The organism is Mesorhizobium sp. M0195 (assembly GCF_040322115.1).
Taxonomy (GTDB): domain Bacteria; phylum Pseudomonadota; class Alphaproteobacteria; order Rhizobiales; family Rhizobiaceae; genus Mesorhizobium.
The window spans coordinates 64,239-80,001 of sequence record NZ_JAMYSV010000014.1; the positions used below are offsets into that span (position 1 = coordinate 64,239).

A 15,763-nucleotide genomic window follows, 5' to 3' on the forward strand; every position below is an offset into this window, starting at 1 on the left:
GACACGTCGGCCGTTTGCCCTTGCCTTGCGGCCAAATTCCTGTATAGACGCCCGCAATCTGCCGGTCCTTGCTGGGGGCTGAACGGAGGGCCGGAGGTTTTTCGAAACCTTCGCGTGAAGCCAGAAGCGCTTCCGCCTCCCGTGTCTCCGCTCTCGACCGTCTCGTCATGCTCCTTTCTTCCCCGCCTTCGCAAGGATTGCGGGTCAGAGAAGTTGCAGAGGCTTTTGCCGCCGGGAACCGGGAGAGAAACGAAGAAAGGCACGAACACTATGGCTCTATACGAACATGTGTTTCTTGCTCGGCAGGACCTCTCGCAGCAGCAGGTCGATGCGCTTGTCGAACAGTACAAGGGCGTCATCACCGCGAATGGCGGGTCCGTCGGCCGGGTCGAGAACTGGGGACTGAAGTCCCTCACCTACCGGGTCAACAAGAACCGGAAGGCATATTATACACTCATGGACATCACCTGCCCCCCGGCCGCGCTCAACGAAATGGAGCGCCAGATGGGTCTGTCCGAGGACGTACTGCGTTTCCTGACCATCAAGGTCGATGCGCATGAGGAAGGTCCGTCGGCAATGATGCAGAAGCGCGAAGAGCGCTCGGAACGCGGCGGCTTCGGCGACCGCGACCGTGGCCCGCGCTCATTCGGCGACCGCGATCGCGGTGACCGTGGTGATCGTCCGCCGCGCAGCTTCGGCGATGGCGGTGCCGATCGTGGCCCGCGCCGTCCGCGCGAAGGCTTTGAAGGAGCCGCAGAATAATGGTCGACATCAATCAGATCCCAACCCGGCGCCCCTTCCACCGCCGCCGCAAGACTTGCCCGTTCTCTGGCGCCAACGCGCCGAAGATCGACTACAAGGACGTGCGGCTTCTGCAGCGCTACATCTCCGAGCGCGGCAAGATCGTGCCATCGCGCATCACCGCCGTCAGCCAGAAGAAGCAGCGCGAACTCGCCAAGGCGATCAAGCGTGCCCGCTTCCTCGGCCTGCTGCCCTACGTGGTCCGCTAAATCTACGCGGGCGGTTCGCCGCCCGCTTTTTGTCACCGGCCACGACGGGCGTAGCCGGATCGAACACCAAATCCCGGGTTGGATTTCGACACGAGATCCTAACTGCCGCGACAGGCAGGACAGCGACACAGGCGGTGACGCCCCAGCTTTCTGACCTGTTCCAGACAACTCGGCGCCGATCCTGAGGATAGCGCCCAAGCGAAGGAACAAAACCATGGAAGTCATTCTTCTCGAACGCGTTTCCCGCCTCGGCCAGATGGGCGACACCGTCAAGGTCAAGGACGGATTCGCCCGCAATTTCCTGTTGCCGCAGGGCAAGGCGCTGCGCGCCAACGAAGCTAACAAGAAGAAGTTCGAGGGACAGCGGGCGCAACTGGAAGCCCGCAACCTGGAGCGCAAGTCCGAGGCCGCGCAGATTGCAGAAAAGCTCGACGGCAAGAGCTTCATCGCCGTGCGCTCAGCCGGCGAGACCGGTCAGCTTTATGGTTCGGTCTCGACACGCGACATCGCCGAGCTGGTGACGGCGGAAGGTTTTTCGGTCAACCGCAACCAGATCCTGCTCAACCAGCCGATCAAGACCATTGGCGTCACCAATGTGGCGATCGCGCTGCATCCGGAGGTCGAGGTTACCATCACGCTCAACATTGCCCGCACGGCCGACGAAGCCGAGCGCCAGGCCAAGGGCGAAACGCTGACAACCGCGGAAGCCATCTACGGCGAGGACATCAACGATAATGCGCGGCCGGAAAACTTCTTCGATCCGAATGCGGAGTTCGAGGGCGGCGAAGACAACGGCTGATCGTCATTCGTCGGCATTCGCCGGCTAATCGCTATTCTGGACCAATGCCCGGGCCTCGTACCCGGGCATTTTTATGCCAAATGGAACTTTTCGAACCCCTATATCTTGATGCAGAATAAGACAGCCTGTCTGACCGAGAGGGGACATTTGGTCATGAATATTCTGCTGAAACGCATTCTCGACCGCCTGGTCCGCACAGGCAATCTCAAGGTGACAGGGCCGCAAGGCTCGATGGTGACTTTCGGTGACGGCAGCGGCGAACCGGTGCACATGCACATCAAGACCAGGCATGCCGAGCGCGCCATCACTTTCGATCCGATGCTGGCGGTGCCGGAAGCCTACATGGACGGTGAACTCGACATTCTCGAGGGCGGCGTGCTGGGGGTGATGCGGATTGCCTTCCAGAACATGGGCAGCGGCGGTATCGATGCCACCTGGTCGAAAGCAATCGAAGGTCTGCGCCACGCCTTCCGGCGCCTGCAGCAGATCAACACGGCGTCGCGGGCGCGCCGCAACGTGCAGCGCCATTACGATCTGTCGGGCGACCTCTACCGCCTCTTCCTCGATGAGGACATGCAATATTCCTGCGCTTATTTCGAGCAGCCGGATATGACCCTCGACGAGGCACAAGCGGCCAAGAAGCGCCATATTGCCGCCAAGCTCAGGCTGAAGGCCGGCCAGACGGTGCTCGATATCGGCTCCGGCTGGGGTGGGCTTGGCCTTTATCTCGCCAAGGCGTTCGACGTCGACGTACAGGGCGTGACGCTGTCGACCGAGCAGCACGGCGTTGCCACCGACCGCGCCCATGCGCAGGGCCTGCAAAACCGGGTTCATTTCGACATTAAGGACTATCGCGAACTCAATGAACGTTTCGATCGCATCGTCTCGGTCGGCATGTTCGAGCATGTCGGCGTCAATCATTTCCGCACCTTCTTCGACAAGTCGGCGACGCTGCTGAAACCGGACGGCGTCATGCTGCTGCATACGATCGGCCGCTCCGGCGTGCCGTGGGCGACCAGCGCCTTCATCCGCAAATACATCTTCCCGGGCGGCTATATTCCGTCGCTCTCCGAAGTGATGCCGGCCATCGAAAAATCGGGGCTCGTCGTCACCGACATCGAGGTTCTGCGGCTGCATTATGCCGAGACGCTGAAGCATTGGGGCGAACGCTTCGCGGCCAACCGCGACAAGGCCAAGGCGATTTATGACGAGCGCTTCTGCCGTATGTGGGAGTTCTATCTTGCCGCCTCGGAAGCTGCGTTCCGCTGGCAAGATCTGGTGATCTTCCAGATCCAGATTGCCAAGAAGAACGACACGCTGCCGATGACGCGCGACTACATGGCCAATTGTGAGAAGGCGCTGGAGATGCGCGATCTTGGACGTCGTGAAAAGGCTCCGGCGGCCAAGCCCGCTCGCCGCCGCAAAATGGTGGATCCGGAGTAGACGGCCGGCGATCGCGCCATTGCCGCTTGCCATTTGCCGACTGGCACGCTGAAAAGGCTCCCGTCAACGCGGGACCTTTTTATGACCTACCTCCTCTACGTCGCTGCCGCACTTGCCGAGATCGCCGGCTGCTTTTCGTTCTGGACATGGTGGCGGCTGGAAAAATCGCCGCTGTGGTTGGCGCCCGGTCTCGTCTCGCTGGTGCTATTCGCGTGGCTGCTGGCGCTGGTCGACACCAGCGCCGCGGGCCGGGCCTACGCCGCCTATGGCGGCATCTACATTGCCGCCTCGCTGGCCTGGCTGTGGCTGGCGGAAGGCGTGCACCCCGACCGCTGGGATCTTGCCGGTGCCGCGATCTGCATCGTTGGCGCCTCGGTCATTCTGCTCTCACCTCGGACTGTCTAAGCGATGGAACTGCCCGTCCCGCTTAGACAAGGCGTCGATCGCCTTCTCGAACAGGTGCCGTTGCCGATGCTTAAGCAAGCGGCAAAGACGCTGTCGGACCGCTACCGCGCAGAGTTGCGCGACGGTCGCCTGCACATGGCCGAAGACATGGCGGTGAAGGCCTATCTGGCAACGCGGCTGCCGGCGACTTATGCTGCCGTCCGCGCCAGCCTCGACGCGGTAAGCGAGGCGCGGCCCGATTATGCTCCGAGAACGCTGCTCGATGTCGGCGCCGGCCCTGGCACGGTGCTTTGGGCCACAATCAATCTCTGGCCTGATCTCCAGCAGGCGGTGCTGCTCGAGGCCGGCGCCGCGGTACGAAGGGTCGGCGAAGCACTTGCCGCGCATGCGATCACGGCCAGGACCGCCTGGCGGACCGGCGACGTCACCGTCGACCTGGTCGATCTGGAGCCGGCCGAGTTGGTGACTTCAGCCTATGTGCTGGATGAGATCGCGCCGGCATCGCTGGCAAAACTCGTCGACCGGCTCTGGCAGCTGACCGCCGACACGCTGCTGGTCGTCGAGCCGGGCACGCCGGCCGGCTGGCAGCGTATTCTTGCCGTGCGGCGGCAGCTGATCGATACGGGGGCGCACGTGCTTGCGCCCTGCCCGCATGAGGCGCCCTGCCCTCTCGTCGCTCCCGACTGGTGCCATTTCGCCCGCCGGGTCGCCCGCTCGCGCCTGCACCGTCTGGCCAAGGATGCCGAGGTGCCGTGGGAGGACGAGAAATTCATCTTTGTCGCGGCTTCCCGCCATCCGGCCACTCCGCCTCGAGCGCGAGTGATCGCACCGCCGAAGTCTGGCTCCGGCAAGGTCTTGCTGAAGCTTTGCCAACAGGATGGAAGTGCTGCCGAGCGACTGTTCACCAAGCGCGATGGCGAGACGTTCAAGGCCGCACGGCGACTGGAGTGGGGTGATGCCTTGCCGGAATGACCGGCAGCTATTTTCCTGTTTTGTTCTCGCCCAAGAACGGCTAGGCTCGCCATCTTGATTCGAGTCAATTGAGATTCTTTCCACCGAAAGAACCTGGCTGTGAATCGCGGGCATCAAAGTTGGTTGGTTGGGGACTGATGCAGATAAGTCATCACCGACTTGTCTCGTTCTGATATCGAGAGACCGGGGATCAGGACCGGGGACATCATGGCAGAGGCAGCACGAAAATTCGGCGTGGCGGAAACACCGCTCTATCGCGAGGCGCCGAACAACATCGAGGCCGAGCAGGCGCTGCTCGGCGCCATACTGGTCAACAACGATGCCTTCTACCGCGTCTCCGACTTCCTGAAGCCCGGCCATTTCTACGAGCCGCTGCATAGAAAGATCTTCGAGGTCGCGGCCGAGCTCATCCGCATGGGCAAGATCGCGACGCCAATCACGCTGAAGACCTTCCTGCCGGCCGACGAGAAGGTCGGCGACATGACGGTGGCGCAATATGTCGTGCGGTTGGCGGTCGAGGCCGTCACGGTCGTCAACGCCACCGACTATGGCCGCGCCATCTACGATCTGGCCACGCGGCGCGCGCTGATCACCGTCGGCGAGGACATGGTCAATATCGCCTATGACGCGCCGGTCGACATGTCGCCCTCCGACCAAATCGAGGATGCCGAGCGGCGCCTGTTCGAGTTGGCCGAGACCGGCCGCTATGATGGCGGCTTCGAGAGCTTCACCGACGCCGTCAAGACCGCCGTCGACATGGCCAATGCCGCCTATATGCGCGACGGGCATCTGTCGGGCGTCGCCACCGGCTTGCGCGACCTCGACCGCCGCATGGGCGGCCTGCAGTCGTCCGACCTGATCATCATTGCGGGGCGCCCCGGCATGGGCAAGACCTCGCTCGCCACCAATATCGCCTTCAATATCGCCGAGGCCTACGTCCCGGCGCAGCAGGCCGACGGGTCGTTCAAAGCGGCCAATGGCGGCGTCGTCGGCTTCTTTTCGCTCGAAATGTCGTCCGAACAGCTGGCCACCCGCATCATCTCCGAACAGACCGAAATCCCGTCGTCGAAAATCCGGCGCGGCGAGATCAGCGAGATGGATTTCGAAAAGCTCGTCGCGTGCTCGCAGACGATGCAGAAAATCCCGCTGTTCATCGATCAGACCGGCGGCATTTCCATTGCTCAGCTGTCCGCCCGGGCACGTCGCCTGAAGCGCCAGCGCGGCCTCGACGTCATCGTCATCGACTATATCCAGCTGATGCAGGGGTCGAGCGCGAAATCATCGCAAAACCGCGTCCAGGAGATCACCGAGATCACCACCGGGCTCAAGGCGCTAGCCAAGGAGCTGGCGGTGCCGATCATTGCGCTGTCGCAGCTGTCGCGCCAGGTCGAGAGCCGCGACGACAAGCGCCCGCAGCTTTCGGATCTGCGCGAATCCGGTTCGATCGAGCAGGACGCCGACGTGGTGCTGTTCGTCTACCGCGAGGAATACTACCTGAAGAACCGCGAGCCGAAGCCGGGCACCGACGAATACATCAAATGGGAACACGAGATGAACGAAATGCGCGGCAAGGCCGAAGTCATCGTCGCCAAGCAGCGCCACGGCCCAACGGGGTCGGTCAGCCTCGCCTTCCAGGGCGAGTTCACCCGCTTCTCCGACCTTGCCGAGGAACATCATTTGCCGGATCGGTTTGAGTAGCATGGGTAACCACTTCAGATGCGCCGCCGTTCTTGCTTTTGCGCTCATTGGCGCGGTTGCCGCCCTCGCAACCGCCTCTGCTTGTTCCATGCCTCCAGATTGGACGCCGCAGCGAGCGTTTGCGGAGGCCTCCCTGGTATTCCGAGGCATGGTTACTGAAACTGAGCTTAGCCCAATCAAACTTGGAACTGTTCCGCCTGATGAGGGTGATGGCCGAATACTGGTTAACGTACGATACGAGATTGCCGAGGTGTTCAAGGGCAAACCGGAACCGAATGGCGTGGTCTCCACGACCACTCTGATCATGGGTGGATGCGGTGTGCCTGTTCTGGCCGGGCAGAATTTCCTGTTTTACGTGGATGCGATCACTGAGGAAGCGCGGAAAGCGGAGCCGGAGTTTGCCACCCAGACACAGGGGATGATTTCCATCTACAACTCGCAGATGCTGCCACCCAACCCGGAATTGCTCGACGAGGCGCTTGCCGAAGTTCGCGCTCTCGCCAAGAAGCACTGAATTTGAACCAGCTCGCTAAACCACGCCCCGAAAATGCGGTCGGCGCTCTACGGCGCCCCCCTCTGTCCTGCCGGACATCTCCCCCACATGGGGGGAGATTGGCCGTCACTCGCGACGCCACTCTTTTTTGCGACGCGGAAAATTGGCGAAATCCTACGTTCAGTCCGATCTCCCCCCTCGTGGGGGAGATGTCCGGCAGGACAGAGGGGGGCGCTGTCCCGCCTCCCTATCCTGCGCTGGCACCTGCCACACCCGAACCGGGCCACGCCTGATGGCCAAATCGCGCGTCCAGTTCATCTGCCAGAATTGTGGTTCGGTGCATCAGCGCTGGGCCGGCAAATGCGATGCGTGCGGCGAGTGGAACACGCTGGTCGAGGAAGGTACGTCCGGCGGCATCGGCTCGGGTCCGGCCAATAGCCGTAACGCGCGCAAGGGTCGCGCCGTAGTGCTCACCACCTTGTCCGGCGACATCGAGGACGCGCCGCGCATCGTCTCCGGCATCGGCGAGCTCGACCGCGCCACGGGCGGCGGCTTCGTGCGCGGCTCGGCGCTGCTGGTCGGCGGCGATCCCGGCATCGGCAAGTCGACGCTGCTCACCCAGGCCGCGGCCGCGCTGGCGGCAAAGGGCCACCGCATCGTCTACGTCTCGGGTGAAGAGGCGGTCGCCCAGATCAGGCTGCGCGCCCAGCGGCTCGGCGTCGCCGACACCCCGGTCGAGCTCGCCGCCGAAACCAATGTCGAGGACATCCTCGCCACCATCGCCGATGGCAAGCGGCCGGATCTGGTCATTCTCGATTCGATCCAGACGCTGTGGACCGACATGGCTGATTCGGCGCCCGGCACGGTGACCCAGGTGCGTGCCGCGGCCCAGGCGATGATCCGCTACGCAAAATCCACAGGGGCGGCGATCGTTCTGGTCGGCCATGTCACCAAGGAGGGCCAGATCGCCGGCCCACGCGTCGTCGAGCACATGGTCGACGCGGTGCTCTATTTCGAGGGCGAAGGCGGCCACCACTTCCGTATCCTGCGCACGGTCAAGAATCGATTCGGGCCAACCGACGAGATCGGCGTCTTCGAAATGTCGGACAAGGGCTTGCGGGAAGTCGCCAACCCGTCCGAGCTTTTCCTCGGTGAACGCCACGCGAAGTCGCCGGGCGCCGCGGTTTTCGCGGGCATGGAAGGCACACGGCCGGTGCTGGTCGAGATCCAGGCGCTGGTAGCACCGTCGTCGCTCGGCACGCCGCGCCGCGCCGTCGTCGGCTGGGACGGTGCCCGGCTGTCGATGATCCTGGCGGTTCTGGAAGCTCATTGCGGCGTCCGCTTCGGCACCCACGACGTCTATCTCAACGTTGCCGGCGGCTACCGCATTTCGGAGCCGGCGGCCGACCTGGCCGTGGCGGCGGCACTGGTTTCCTCGCTCACCGGTCTTGCCCTTCCCGCCGATTGCGTCTATTTCGGCGAAATCAGCCTTTCGGGTGCGGTGAGGCCGGTTGCGCATGCGCAGCAGCGTCTCAAGGAAGCCGAAAAGCTGGGTTTCGGAAGCGCGGTTCTGCCCTTGGGCAGCGAGGAACTTGTTGGTGGTAATGGGGTCGGGGGGATCGGAGCCGGCGCTTTCCAGCCCACCGAGCTTGCCGATCTCGTGGCGCGCATAGCCGGCTCACGGCGTAGCCGCGTCGACGAGCGAGAGTGATGCGGCTCGTCGAGCCGCGAAAAAGAGATCGGAGTGGGGCGAAAACATGCCGATTACGCTGCTTGACGGAATTCTCGTCGGCTTCACCCTGGTCTCGGCGATGCTCGCCATGGTTCGCGGCTTTTCGCGCGAGATCCTGTCGATCATCTCCTGGGCAGCCGCTGCGGCGGCCGCCTTCTTCTTCTACAAGCCGGTGCTGCCTTACATTCAGCCCTATATCGACAACGAAAAGGCCGCCATGGCGGCGGCCGCCGGTATCGTATTCATTGTCGCGCTGATCGTCGTTTCGGTCATCACCATGAAGCTCGCCGACTGGATCATCGATTCCAGGATCGGCGCGCTCGATCGCACACTTGGCTTCCTCTATGGCGCGGCGCGCGGCATCCTGGTGGTCGCGGTTGCGCTGCTTTTCTTCAATTGGCTGGCCGGCGCCAAGGCCCCAGGCTGGATTGCCAACGCCAAGTCAAAGCCGCTGCTCGAATCGATCGGCGCCAAGCTCGAAAGCCTGCTGCCCGAGGATCCGGAAAACGCTATCCTCAACAAGCTCAATCCGAATCAGCCAGCCACCGAGACGCCTCTGGCCCCAGACGCCCCTGCAGCGGAAGCACCTGCCGCCGGCGACGACGCCACCGCTCCGGCACCCGATGACAGCGACGCGCCACCGGCCGACAATGCGCCCGCGACGCCGGCACCTGCAAACCCGGCGCCGGCAAACTGATTTCGACAGACTTGCCAATCTGCAGACTTGGCGAGGCATCAAGACTGACGATCATGTGAACGCCGCACGACGTGCGTTGCTTTCGATGCGCTATGACCTTATATGGCGACTTTAGCGGAGCTTGAGCCCCCAATGGCAGACGCAGACGACGTGCTTTCCGCCGAAGCCGACGACCATTTCCACGACGAATGCGGCGTGTTCGGCATTTTCGGCCGGCAGGACGCCGCAGCCATCGTAACCCTCGGCCTGCATGCGTTGCAGCATCGAGGCCAGGAAGCGGCCGGCATCGTTTCCTACGACGGCACCCAATTCCATGTCGAACGCCATGTCGGCCTGATCGGCGACACCTTCACCAAGCAGCGTGTCATCGACAGCCTGCAAGGCAACCGTGCCATCGGCCACACGCGCTACGCCACCACCGGCGGCTCCGGCCTGCGCAACATCCAGCCTTTCTTCGCCGAACTTGCCGATGGCGGCTTTGCCGTCGCCCACAACGGCAATCTCACCAACGCCATGACCGTGCAGCGCGCGCTGCAGAAGCAAGGCGCCATCTTCTCTTCCACCTCCGATACCGAGACGCTCTTGCATCTGGTTGCCACCAGCAAGGAGCGCGACCTGAATTCGCGCTTTATCGATGCGGTGCGCCAGGTCGAAGGCGCCTTCTCGCTGGTGGCGATGACGTCCAAGAAGATGATCGGCTGCCGCGACCCGCTCGGCATCCGCCCGCTGGTACTCGGCGATCTCGACGGTGCCTGGATCCTCGCCTCGGAAACCTGTGCGCTCGATATCATCGGGGCGCGTTTCGTGCGTGACCTGAAGCCCGGCGAAATGGTCGTCGTCACCAGCAAGGGCATCGAAAGCCTGTTCCCGTTCGAGCCGCAGAAGACCCGCTTCTGCATTTTCGAATATGTCTATTTCGCGCGGCCGGATTCGTCTGTCGAAGGCCGCAATGTCTACGAAGTGCGCAAGCGCATCGGCGCCGAGCTGGCGCAGGAAAGTCCGGTCGAGGCCGACATCGTCGTGCCGGTGCCGGATTCGGGCACGCCGGCGGCGATCGGCTTTTCACAGGCCGCGGGCATTCCGTTCGAGCTCGGCATCATCCGCAACCACTATGTCGGTCGTACCTTCATTCAGCCCGGCGATTCGATCCGCCACATGGGCGTCAAGCTCAAGCACAACGCCAATCGGCGCATGATCGAAGGCAAGCGCGTGGTTCTGGTGGACGATTCGATCGTGCGCGGCACCACCAGCCAGAAGATCGTGCAGATGGTGCGCGATGCCGGCGCCAAGGAAGTGCATATGCGCATTGCCTCGCCGCCGACGCGCGCCTCCTGCTTTTACGGCGTCGACACCCCGGAGAAATCGAAGCTGCTGGCATCGCGCATGTCGGTGGAGGAGATGGCCGAGTTCATCCGCGTCGATTCGCTCGGCTTCCTGTCGATCGACGGGCTCTATCGTGCCGTCGGCGAAGCTGGCCGCGACAACGAGCAGCCGCAATTCTGCGACGCCTGCTTCACCGGCCAGTATCCGACCCGGCTTGCCGATTTCGAAGGCTCCGACAATGTGCGCACGCTGTCGCTGTTGGCGGCCGGCGGGTCGTAGGCCTTGCCCGTCCGTTTGTCTCCGTCCCCTTGGCCCCTTACGGCGGTTTCACCTTGCCTGTCGGAATCCATCGTATGAGCCTTGACCTCTCCGGCCGCGTTGCGGTCGTCACCGGCGCGTCGCGCGGTATCGGCTATTTCATCGCCAGGGAGCTTGCCGCGGCCGGTGCGCATGTGATTGCAGTTGCTCGCACCGTCGGCGGCTTGGAAGAACTCGACGACCAGATCAAGGCAGATGGCGGGCAGGCGACGCTGGTCCCGCTCGATCTTGCCGACATGGCGGGGATCGACCGGCTGGGCGGCGCCATCCACGAGCGCTGGGGCAAGCTCGATATACTGGTCGCCAACGCCGCTGTGCTCGGCGTCATCGCCCCGATCGGCCATGTCGAGGCCAAGACCTTCGAGAAGGTGATGACCATCAACGTCACCGCAACATGGCGGCTGATCCGCTCGGTCGACCCGCTGCTCAGGCTTTCAGATGCCGGCCGTGCTATCGTGCTGAGCTCCAGCCTTGCCCACTCCGCACGCGCCTTCTGGGCGCCTTATGCGGCGTCGAAGGCGGCGGTCGAGGCCATGACGCGTTCATGGGCGCATGAGACCGAAAACCTGCCGCTCAGGGTCAATGCCGCCGATCCCGGGGCAACGCGCACCGCGATGCGGGCGCAGGCCGTACCCGGCGAGGATCCTGAAACACTGCCGCACCCTTCGGAGATCGCCAAGCGTATCGTGCCGCTGGCCAGCCCTATGCTCAAGGAGACCGGGCTGATCTTCCAGGCCAAGCACAATCGCTTTGTCGCCTACCGGCAGCCGGAGTAGCCACACATCGCATTTTGCCGGAAGAATTGCGCCGGCACCAACGTTGTTCGGGTGCCACAATTCGAGGAACGGAGGACCATATGCGGAGACTGCTTCTCTTGACTGCCACCGCGCTGCTTGCAGTTATCGGCGCCACGTCGTCGCAGGAGGCAACGATGAGCTTTTTCGTCACCAGCGTCGGCTCCGGCAAAGGCGCCGATCTCGGCGGTGTGGCCGGCGCCGACGCCCATTGTAGTTCACTGGCCGAAGCCGCGGGCGTTACCGGCAAGACATGGCGCGCTTATCTCTCGACCAGCGATACCGATGCACGCGACCGTATCGGCAAAGGCCCGTGGTTCAACGCCAAGGGCGTCAAGATCGCCGATGATGTCGCTTCCCTGCATAGCGATGCCAACGCCATCACCAAACAGACGGCACTCGACGAAAAGGGCCAAATGGTCAACGGCCGCGGCGACACGCCCAACCGGCACGACGTTTTGACCGGCTCCAAGCCGGACGGCACGAAAATAGCCGACCAGACCTGCGGCGACTGGACGCTGAGCGGAGCAGAAGGTGTGGCGATGATGGGTCATCACGATCGTACCGGCCTCGATGATTCGGCAGCCGCCAAATCGTGGAATTCCTCGCATGCGTCACGCGGTGGCTGCAGCCAGGAGGCGCTGAAGGGCACCGGCGGCGACGGCCTGTTCTATTGTTTTGCGGTGAACTGAACCAAAGCCGGAAAACGACCGACATCACGCGGCTGTGATGCCGTGGCTTAACGCCGCGCTTTGGCCCAGCTTTCGCCGCTGGGCCGGAGTTGCTAGGATCGTGCGACTCCCAAACAAGCAGAGCGAGGAAATACTCATGGCGGCACCGAGCGTAGCGTTAGTCTGGTATCTGGTGATCGCCGGCCCGCAAGGCGGCATGGTCGTGCTGCCCAGCACATTCGACACCCGCGAACAGTGCGCCTTCGCCATAACCGAATACCAGAAGCAACCGACGCCGGCCGGCTGGTCGGTGCAGTGCGTGCCGAGCGCCTCGCCCTTCGCCGACGAGGGCGACGCCGAGGAGCCGTCGGCGCAGTAGGACAGCGTGATCTCCCCCCTTGAGGGGGAGATGGCCGACAGGCCAGAGGGGGGTTGGTCCGATCGGGCTCGGCCTGCTGCAGCGGTTGGCGCTTCACGCGAGACAACCCCTCTGTCGCCTTCGGCGACATCTCCCCCTGAGGACCCTCAAGGGGAGATCGTCAGCGTCGGGCGCTGACCGTCAGCTCCGGCTTCTGGCTGATGGTCTGAAACACCACGCAGTAGCGCTCGGTCAGCTTGAGCAGCGCATCGATGCGCTCCTGCGGTTCGTCGGTGTCGAGCCCAAATGTCAGCCGGATGGCGCGGAAGCCAACCGGCGCATCCCTCGCCACGCCAAGCGTGCCGCGAAAGTCGAGATCGCCTTCGGCTTCCACCGTGGCGGCCCCAAGCTTGAATTCCAGCGCCGTGGCCACTGCCTTCAGCGTGACACCGGCGCAAGCCACCAGCGCTTCCAGCAGCATGTCGCCGGAGCAGAGTTCGAGCCCGGTGCCGCCGGTCGCCGGATGCAGCCCGGCAATGGCAATCGCCCTGCCCGTCTCGACCTTGCAGGCGATCGATTGGTCGTCGATCGAGCCCTTGGCCCTGAGGGTAATCAGCGCGCGCGAGGCGTCGTCGCGATAGGCCTCCTTCAGCGGCCCCTGCATGGCCTTCAATGCGATCGCGTCCATTTCATTTCTCTCCCATAGTTGTCTGGCTTCGCCGCTTAACGGCGGTGTCGCCTGCCCCAAACGCAAGTCCCCGCTGGCGTAGCGCTTGGCAGGCTTTCGCCCGTATAGCCTGACGGTACGGGTGCCCGACATCCAACGCCTTCACACCCTCTCTCGCAACACATTCGTAAGGCCGCCGGACATATGGCCGATATCGCCACCCTGGAAACCCGCGAAAGGGTTCTTGCGGGCATCCTGTTCAACGGCGCTGCCGTCTACTGTTTCGATGCACGACGCCTCGATCGAGCTGACACTATGGTGTCAGGACGGGGCAGCGTAAGCTGGTAAAATGACGGAATCGCTGGACATGTCAGGCACAGTGGAAAGCGCCCGCGAACGTACCCTCGGCATCATCCTGGTCTCGGCATCGGCGGCCGTCTTCGGCCTCACCGGCGTGCTGACCAAATCGATCCATGCCGACCCGCTGACCATCACCTGCTGGCGCGGCTTCGTCGGCTCGATCCTGATCAGCCTTTATGTGCTATGGCGTCGCCAGCGCTCCGGCGGTCGCGACAGCCTGCGGCTCGGCTGGCGCGGCTGGCTGCTGGCGATCGAGGGCGCGCTCGCCAGCATCGCCTTCATCTCGGCGTTCAAGTTCACCTTTGTCGCCAATGTCGCGATCATCTATGCCACGGCCCCTTTCGTCACCGCGCTGCTTGCCTTCATGCTGGTCCGCGAGCCGTTCCGGCTGCAGACGCTTGCCGCCGCCGCCGTGTCACTGTGCGGTGTGGCGATCATGGTCTGGTCCGGCTTCGGCACCGGCCATCTGTTCGGCGACGGGTTGGCGCTGCTGATGACGATCGGCAGCGCGCTCTACATGATCATGGTGCGGGCCTTCCGCGACACGCCGGTGGTGTGGGCGGGTGCCGTGTCGGCGTTCCTCCTGTTCGTGCTCGGCTGGCTCATCACCGATCCGCTGGCCGTCTCGGCCAGGGACGCTGTGCTTCTAGCCACCTTCGGCGCCTCGTTCGCGCTGGCCTCGATCCTGTGGACGGAGGGCACCCGGCTTATTCCGGCGGCCGAGTCAGGATTGCTGGGCTCGGCCGAAGTGCCATTCGCGATCCTGTTTGCCTTCCTGTTCCTCGCGGAGATCCCGCCGGCAGCCAGCATGCTCGGCGGGGCCATCGTGCTTTGCGCGGTGTTCGCTCACGCCGGCCGAGACTGGCTGATGGCCAGGCAGCGCGCAGCGGATGCATGACCGATCCTCGCCGCGTCCGAGGGCGAGTTGGCGGTCCGATCACGAGAAGTCCGTTCCTCAAAATAAATTTGAAAAGTCATGGAACCATCATAGGGCTCAGTCATTATGGCTGCGACGGGCCACCCCAAGTCCCCCCAAACCCCTCGGCCCGTCCTACTCAGAGCCGACCGCAAGGTCGGCTTTTTCTTTGCTGGCTCAGTTGGCTAAGGCCAGGTTGCCGCTGAACAACGCGGCCAGATCCTGCGCTGGCCGATCGGCATCCTCACGCAAGCGGATGGCGAATTCGGCGACCGGCACTGGCGGCAGATCAAGATCGCGCGGCGCCTCGACGATGCCGGAATGAGCGAAGCGCGCCGTCCTCAACGTCAAGGCGATGCCGGCGTGCACTGCCGTGCGCAGGCCGGCAAGGCTGGCACTGCCGGCAGCAATACGGTAGCGACGGCCGGCCGCATCGAGTGTCCTGGTCGCCGCTTCGCGAAACCCGCAATGAGGATCGAGCAGTGCCAGGGGCAGTTCGTCGTGGCGGGTGGCCAGCCCATTCTGTGAGCAAAGCCAGATCATCGGTCCCTTGAGCACGCCGACTTCGTCGCGTGTCGCCACCTGCCGCATGGCAATGGCCAGATCAAGGGTCCCGGCCTGCAAAGCCTGCGCCAGTTCAGCGGAACGGCCGACGCGCAATTCGATCCTGACGCGCGGATGGCTGACAGCGAAAGCCCTGAGAAGCTGCGGCAAGCCGCTGTCGGCGAAGTCCTGCGTGGTGCCGATGGCGACGCGCCCGTCGGCACGCGCCCCTTTGAGGGCCAGCCACGCCTCGCGGTGCGCGGCAAGGATGCGACGCGCGTGGCCGACCAGATCCTCGCCTGCCGGCGTCAGGCCGCGTCCTCGTCCCTGCGGCACCAGCAGCGCTTCGCCGACAACATCCTCCAGCCGCTGCATCTGCGCGGTTACTGCGGACGGCGAGCGACCGACGATCCACGCGGCCCGCGCCAGGGAACCGCCATCGACGAAAGCGAGGAAAGTCTTGAGGAGGTCGGGATCGAACACTTGCATAATTCGATAATATCAAAGTGTTTATCAAAAACAATTCGATTTTTCTGATCAAAGGACGATGGCATGATTTTCTCG

Annotated in this window: 17 protein-coding genes; 15 read left to right on the top strand and 2 right to left on the bottom strand. The window is 63.5% G+C overall.

Annotation, left to right across the window (positions count from 1 at the left end; translation table 11 throughout):
* Positions 1 to 270 precede the first annotated feature (270 nt).
* The 14 genes from rpsF (at position 271) to NKJ12_RS23535 (ending at position 12,734) form a co-directional block, all read left to right on the top strand.
* On the top strand, positions 271 to 762 hold the full coding sequence (rpsF, locus tag NKJ12_RS23470) for a 30S ribosomal protein S6 (RefSeq protein WP_254820244.1): 492 nt from the start codon (positions 271 to 273) through the stop codon (positions 760 to 762).
* Positions 762 to 1,010 carry a 30S ribosomal protein S18 gene (gene rpsR / locus NKJ12_RS23475; RefSeq protein WP_006203718.1) on the top strand — a complete coding sequence of 83 codons (249 nt, stop codon included), beginning with the start codon at positions 762 to 764 and terminating at the stop codon, positions 1,008 to 1,010. The genes rpsF and rpsR overlap by 1 nt, the downstream gene beginning before the upstream one ends.
* Before the next feature lie 214 nt (positions 1,011 to 1,224).
* Positions 1,225 to 1,809: a 50S ribosomal protein L9 gene (gene rplI, locus NKJ12_RS23480; protein WP_254820243.1), complete on the top strand. Its 585-nt coding sequence runs from the start codon at positions 1,225 to 1,227 to the stop codon at positions 1,807 to 1,809.
* Positions 1,810 to 1,962: 153 nt separating this feature from the next.
* The gene (locus NKJ12_RS23485) at positions 1,963 to 3,252 is read left to right on the top strand and encodes a cyclopropane fatty acid synthase (RefSeq protein ID WP_352507937.1); all 1,290 of its coding nucleotides are present in this window, start codon (positions 1,963 to 1,965) and stop codon (positions 3,250 to 3,252) included.
* Positions 3,253 to 3,333: 81 nt separating this feature from the next.
* Positions 3,334 to 3,657, top strand: coding sequence for a YnfA family protein (locus NKJ12_RS23490; protein ID WP_352507938.1), 324 nt, complete (start codon positions 3,334 to 3,336; stop codon positions 3,655 to 3,657).
* 3 nt (positions 3,658 to 3,660) lie between these two features.
* Positions 3,661 to 4,629: a small ribosomal subunit Rsm22 family protein gene (locus NKJ12_RS23495; protein WP_352507939.1), complete on the top strand. Its 969-nt coding sequence runs from the start codon at positions 3,661 to 3,663 to the stop codon at positions 4,627 to 4,629.
* 207 nt (positions 4,630 to 4,836) lie between these two features.
* Positions 4,837 to 6,327, top strand: coding sequence for a replicative DNA helicase (locus tag NKJ12_RS23500; protein WP_023677714.1), 1,491 nt, complete (start codon positions 4,837 to 4,839; stop codon positions 6,325 to 6,327).
* A 1-nt stretch (position 6,328) separates the two neighbouring features.
* Positions 6,329 to 6,841: a hypothetical protein gene (locus NKJ12_RS23505; RefSeq protein WP_352479227.1), complete on the top strand. Its 513-nt coding sequence runs from the start codon at positions 6,329 to 6,331 to the stop codon at positions 6,839 to 6,841.
* A gap of 271 nt (positions 6,842 to 7,112) precedes the next feature.
* Complete coding sequence (gene radA / locus NKJ12_RS23510; protein ID WP_352705357.1) at positions 7,113 to 8,531, top strand: DNA repair protein RadA; 1,419 nt, start codon at positions 7,113 to 7,115, stop codon at positions 8,529 to 8,531.
* Positions 8,532 to 8,577: 46 nt separating this feature from the next.
* Complete coding sequence (locus tag NKJ12_RS23515) at positions 8,578 to 9,249, top strand: CvpA family protein (protein ID WP_254820238.1); 672 nt, start codon at positions 8,578 to 8,580, stop codon at positions 9,247 to 9,249.
* 132 nt (positions 9,250 to 9,381) lie between these two features.
* A complete protein-coding gene (gene purF / locus NKJ12_RS23520) occupies positions 9,382 to 10,851 on the top strand; it encodes an amidophosphoribosyltransferase (protein ID WP_254820237.1) in 1,470 nt (489 codons plus the stop codon).
* A 74-nt stretch (positions 10,852 to 10,925) separates the two neighbouring features.
* Entirely contained in the window at positions 10,926 to 11,666 is a 741-nt protein-coding gene (locus NKJ12_RS23525; protein ID WP_352507942.1) for an SDR family NAD(P)-dependent oxidoreductase, read from the top strand.
* 80 nt (positions 11,667 to 11,746) lie between these two features.
* Positions 11,747 to 12,376: a hypothetical protein gene (locus tag NKJ12_RS23530; RefSeq protein ID WP_352705359.1), complete on the top strand. Its 630-nt coding sequence runs from the start codon at positions 11,747 to 11,749 to the stop codon at positions 12,374 to 12,376.
* A gap of 136 nt (positions 12,377 to 12,512) precedes the next feature.
* Complete coding sequence (locus NKJ12_RS23535; RefSeq protein ID WP_254820234.1) at positions 12,513 to 12,734, top strand: hypothetical protein; 222 nt, start codon at positions 12,513 to 12,515, stop codon at positions 12,732 to 12,734.
* Between the two features lie 160 nt (positions 12,735 to 12,894).
* On the opposite strand, the gene NKJ12_RS23540 is transcribed toward NKJ12_RS23535, so the two are convergent.
* Complete coding sequence (locus NKJ12_RS23540) at positions 12,895 to 13,401, bottom strand: OsmC family protein (RefSeq protein WP_352647369.1); 507 nt, start codon at positions 13,399 to 13,401, stop codon at positions 12,895 to 12,897.
* Between the two features lie 328 nt (positions 13,402 to 13,729).
* Between NKJ12_RS23540 and NKJ12_RS23545 the strand changes: the two genes are divergently transcribed.
* Complete coding sequence (locus NKJ12_RS23545) at positions 13,730 to 14,638, top strand: DMT family transporter (protein ID WP_352705361.1); 909 nt, start codon at positions 13,730 to 13,732, stop codon at positions 14,636 to 14,638.
* 195 nt (positions 14,639 to 14,833) lie between these two features.
* On the opposite strand, the gene NKJ12_RS23550 is transcribed toward NKJ12_RS23545, so the two are convergent.
* A complete protein-coding gene (locus tag NKJ12_RS23550) occupies positions 14,834 to 15,688 on the bottom strand; it encodes a LysR substrate-binding domain-containing protein (protein WP_352705363.1) in 855 nt (284 codons plus the stop codon).
* Positions 15,689 to 15,763 lie beyond the last annotated feature (75 nt).

What these genes read in the sequence shown, in the direction of transcription:
- rpsF (WP_254820244.1), top strand. Translation starts at nt 271, where the DNA reads ATGGCTCTATACGAACATGTGTTTCTTGCTCGGCAGGACCTCTCGCAG.
- rpsR (WP_006203718.1), top strand. Translation starts at nt 762, where the DNA reads ATGGTCGACATCAATCAGATCCCAACCCGGCGCCCCTTCCACCGCCGC.
- rplI (WP_254820243.1), top strand. Translation starts at nt 1,225, where the DNA reads ATGGAAGTCATTCTTCTCGAACGCGTTTCCCGCCTCGGCCAGATGGGC.
- NKJ12_RS23485 (WP_352507937.1), top strand. Translation starts at nt 1,963, where the DNA reads ATGAATATTCTGCTGAAACGCATTCTCGACCGCCTGGTCCGCACAGGC.
- NKJ12_RS23490 (WP_352507938.1), top strand. Translation starts at nt 3,334, where the DNA reads ATGACCTACCTCCTCTACGTCGCTGCCGCACTTGCCGAGATCGCCGGC.
- NKJ12_RS23495 (WP_352507939.1), top strand. Translation starts at nt 3,661, where the DNA reads ATGGAACTGCCCGTCCCGCTTAGACAAGGCGTCGATCGCCTTCTCGAA.
- NKJ12_RS23500 (WP_023677714.1), top strand. Translation starts at nt 4,837, where the DNA reads ATGGCAGAGGCAGCACGAAAATTCGGCGTGGCGGAAACACCGCTCTAT.
- NKJ12_RS23505 (WP_352479227.1), top strand. Translation starts at nt 6,329, where the DNA reads ATGGGTAACCACTTCAGATGCGCCGCCGTTCTTGCTTTTGCGCTCATT.
- radA (WP_352705357.1), top strand. Translation starts at nt 7,113, where the DNA reads ATGGCCAAATCGCGCGTCCAGTTCATCTGCCAGAATTGTGGTTCGGTG.
- NKJ12_RS23515 (WP_254820238.1), top strand. Translation starts at nt 8,578, where the DNA reads ATGCCGATTACGCTGCTTGACGGAATTCTCGTCGGCTTCACCCTGGTC.
- purF (WP_254820237.1), top strand. Translation starts at nt 9,382, where the DNA reads ATGGCAGACGCAGACGACGTGCTTTCCGCCGAAGCCGACGACCATTTC.
- NKJ12_RS23525 (WP_352507942.1), top strand. Translation starts at nt 10,926, where the DNA reads ATGAGCCTTGACCTCTCCGGCCGCGTTGCGGTCGTCACCGGCGCGTCG.
- NKJ12_RS23530 (WP_352705359.1), top strand. Translation starts at nt 11,747, where the DNA reads ATGCGGAGACTGCTTCTCTTGACTGCCACCGCGCTGCTTGCAGTTATC.
- NKJ12_RS23535 (WP_254820234.1), top strand. Translation starts at nt 12,513, where the DNA reads ATGGCGGCACCGAGCGTAGCGTTAGTCTGGTATCTGGTGATCGCCGGC.
- NKJ12_RS23540 (WP_352647369.1), bottom strand. Translation starts at nt 13,401, where the DNA reads ATGGACGCGATCGCATTGAAGGCCATGCAGGGGCCGCTGAAGGAGGCC.
- NKJ12_RS23545 (WP_352705361.1), top strand. Translation starts at nt 13,730, where the DNA reads ATGACGGAATCGCTGGACATGTCAGGCACAGTGGAAAGCGCCCGCGAA.
- NKJ12_RS23550 (WP_352705363.1), bottom strand. Translation starts at nt 15,688, where the DNA reads ATGCAAGTGTTCGATCCCGACCTCCTCAAGACTTTCCTCGCTTTCGTC.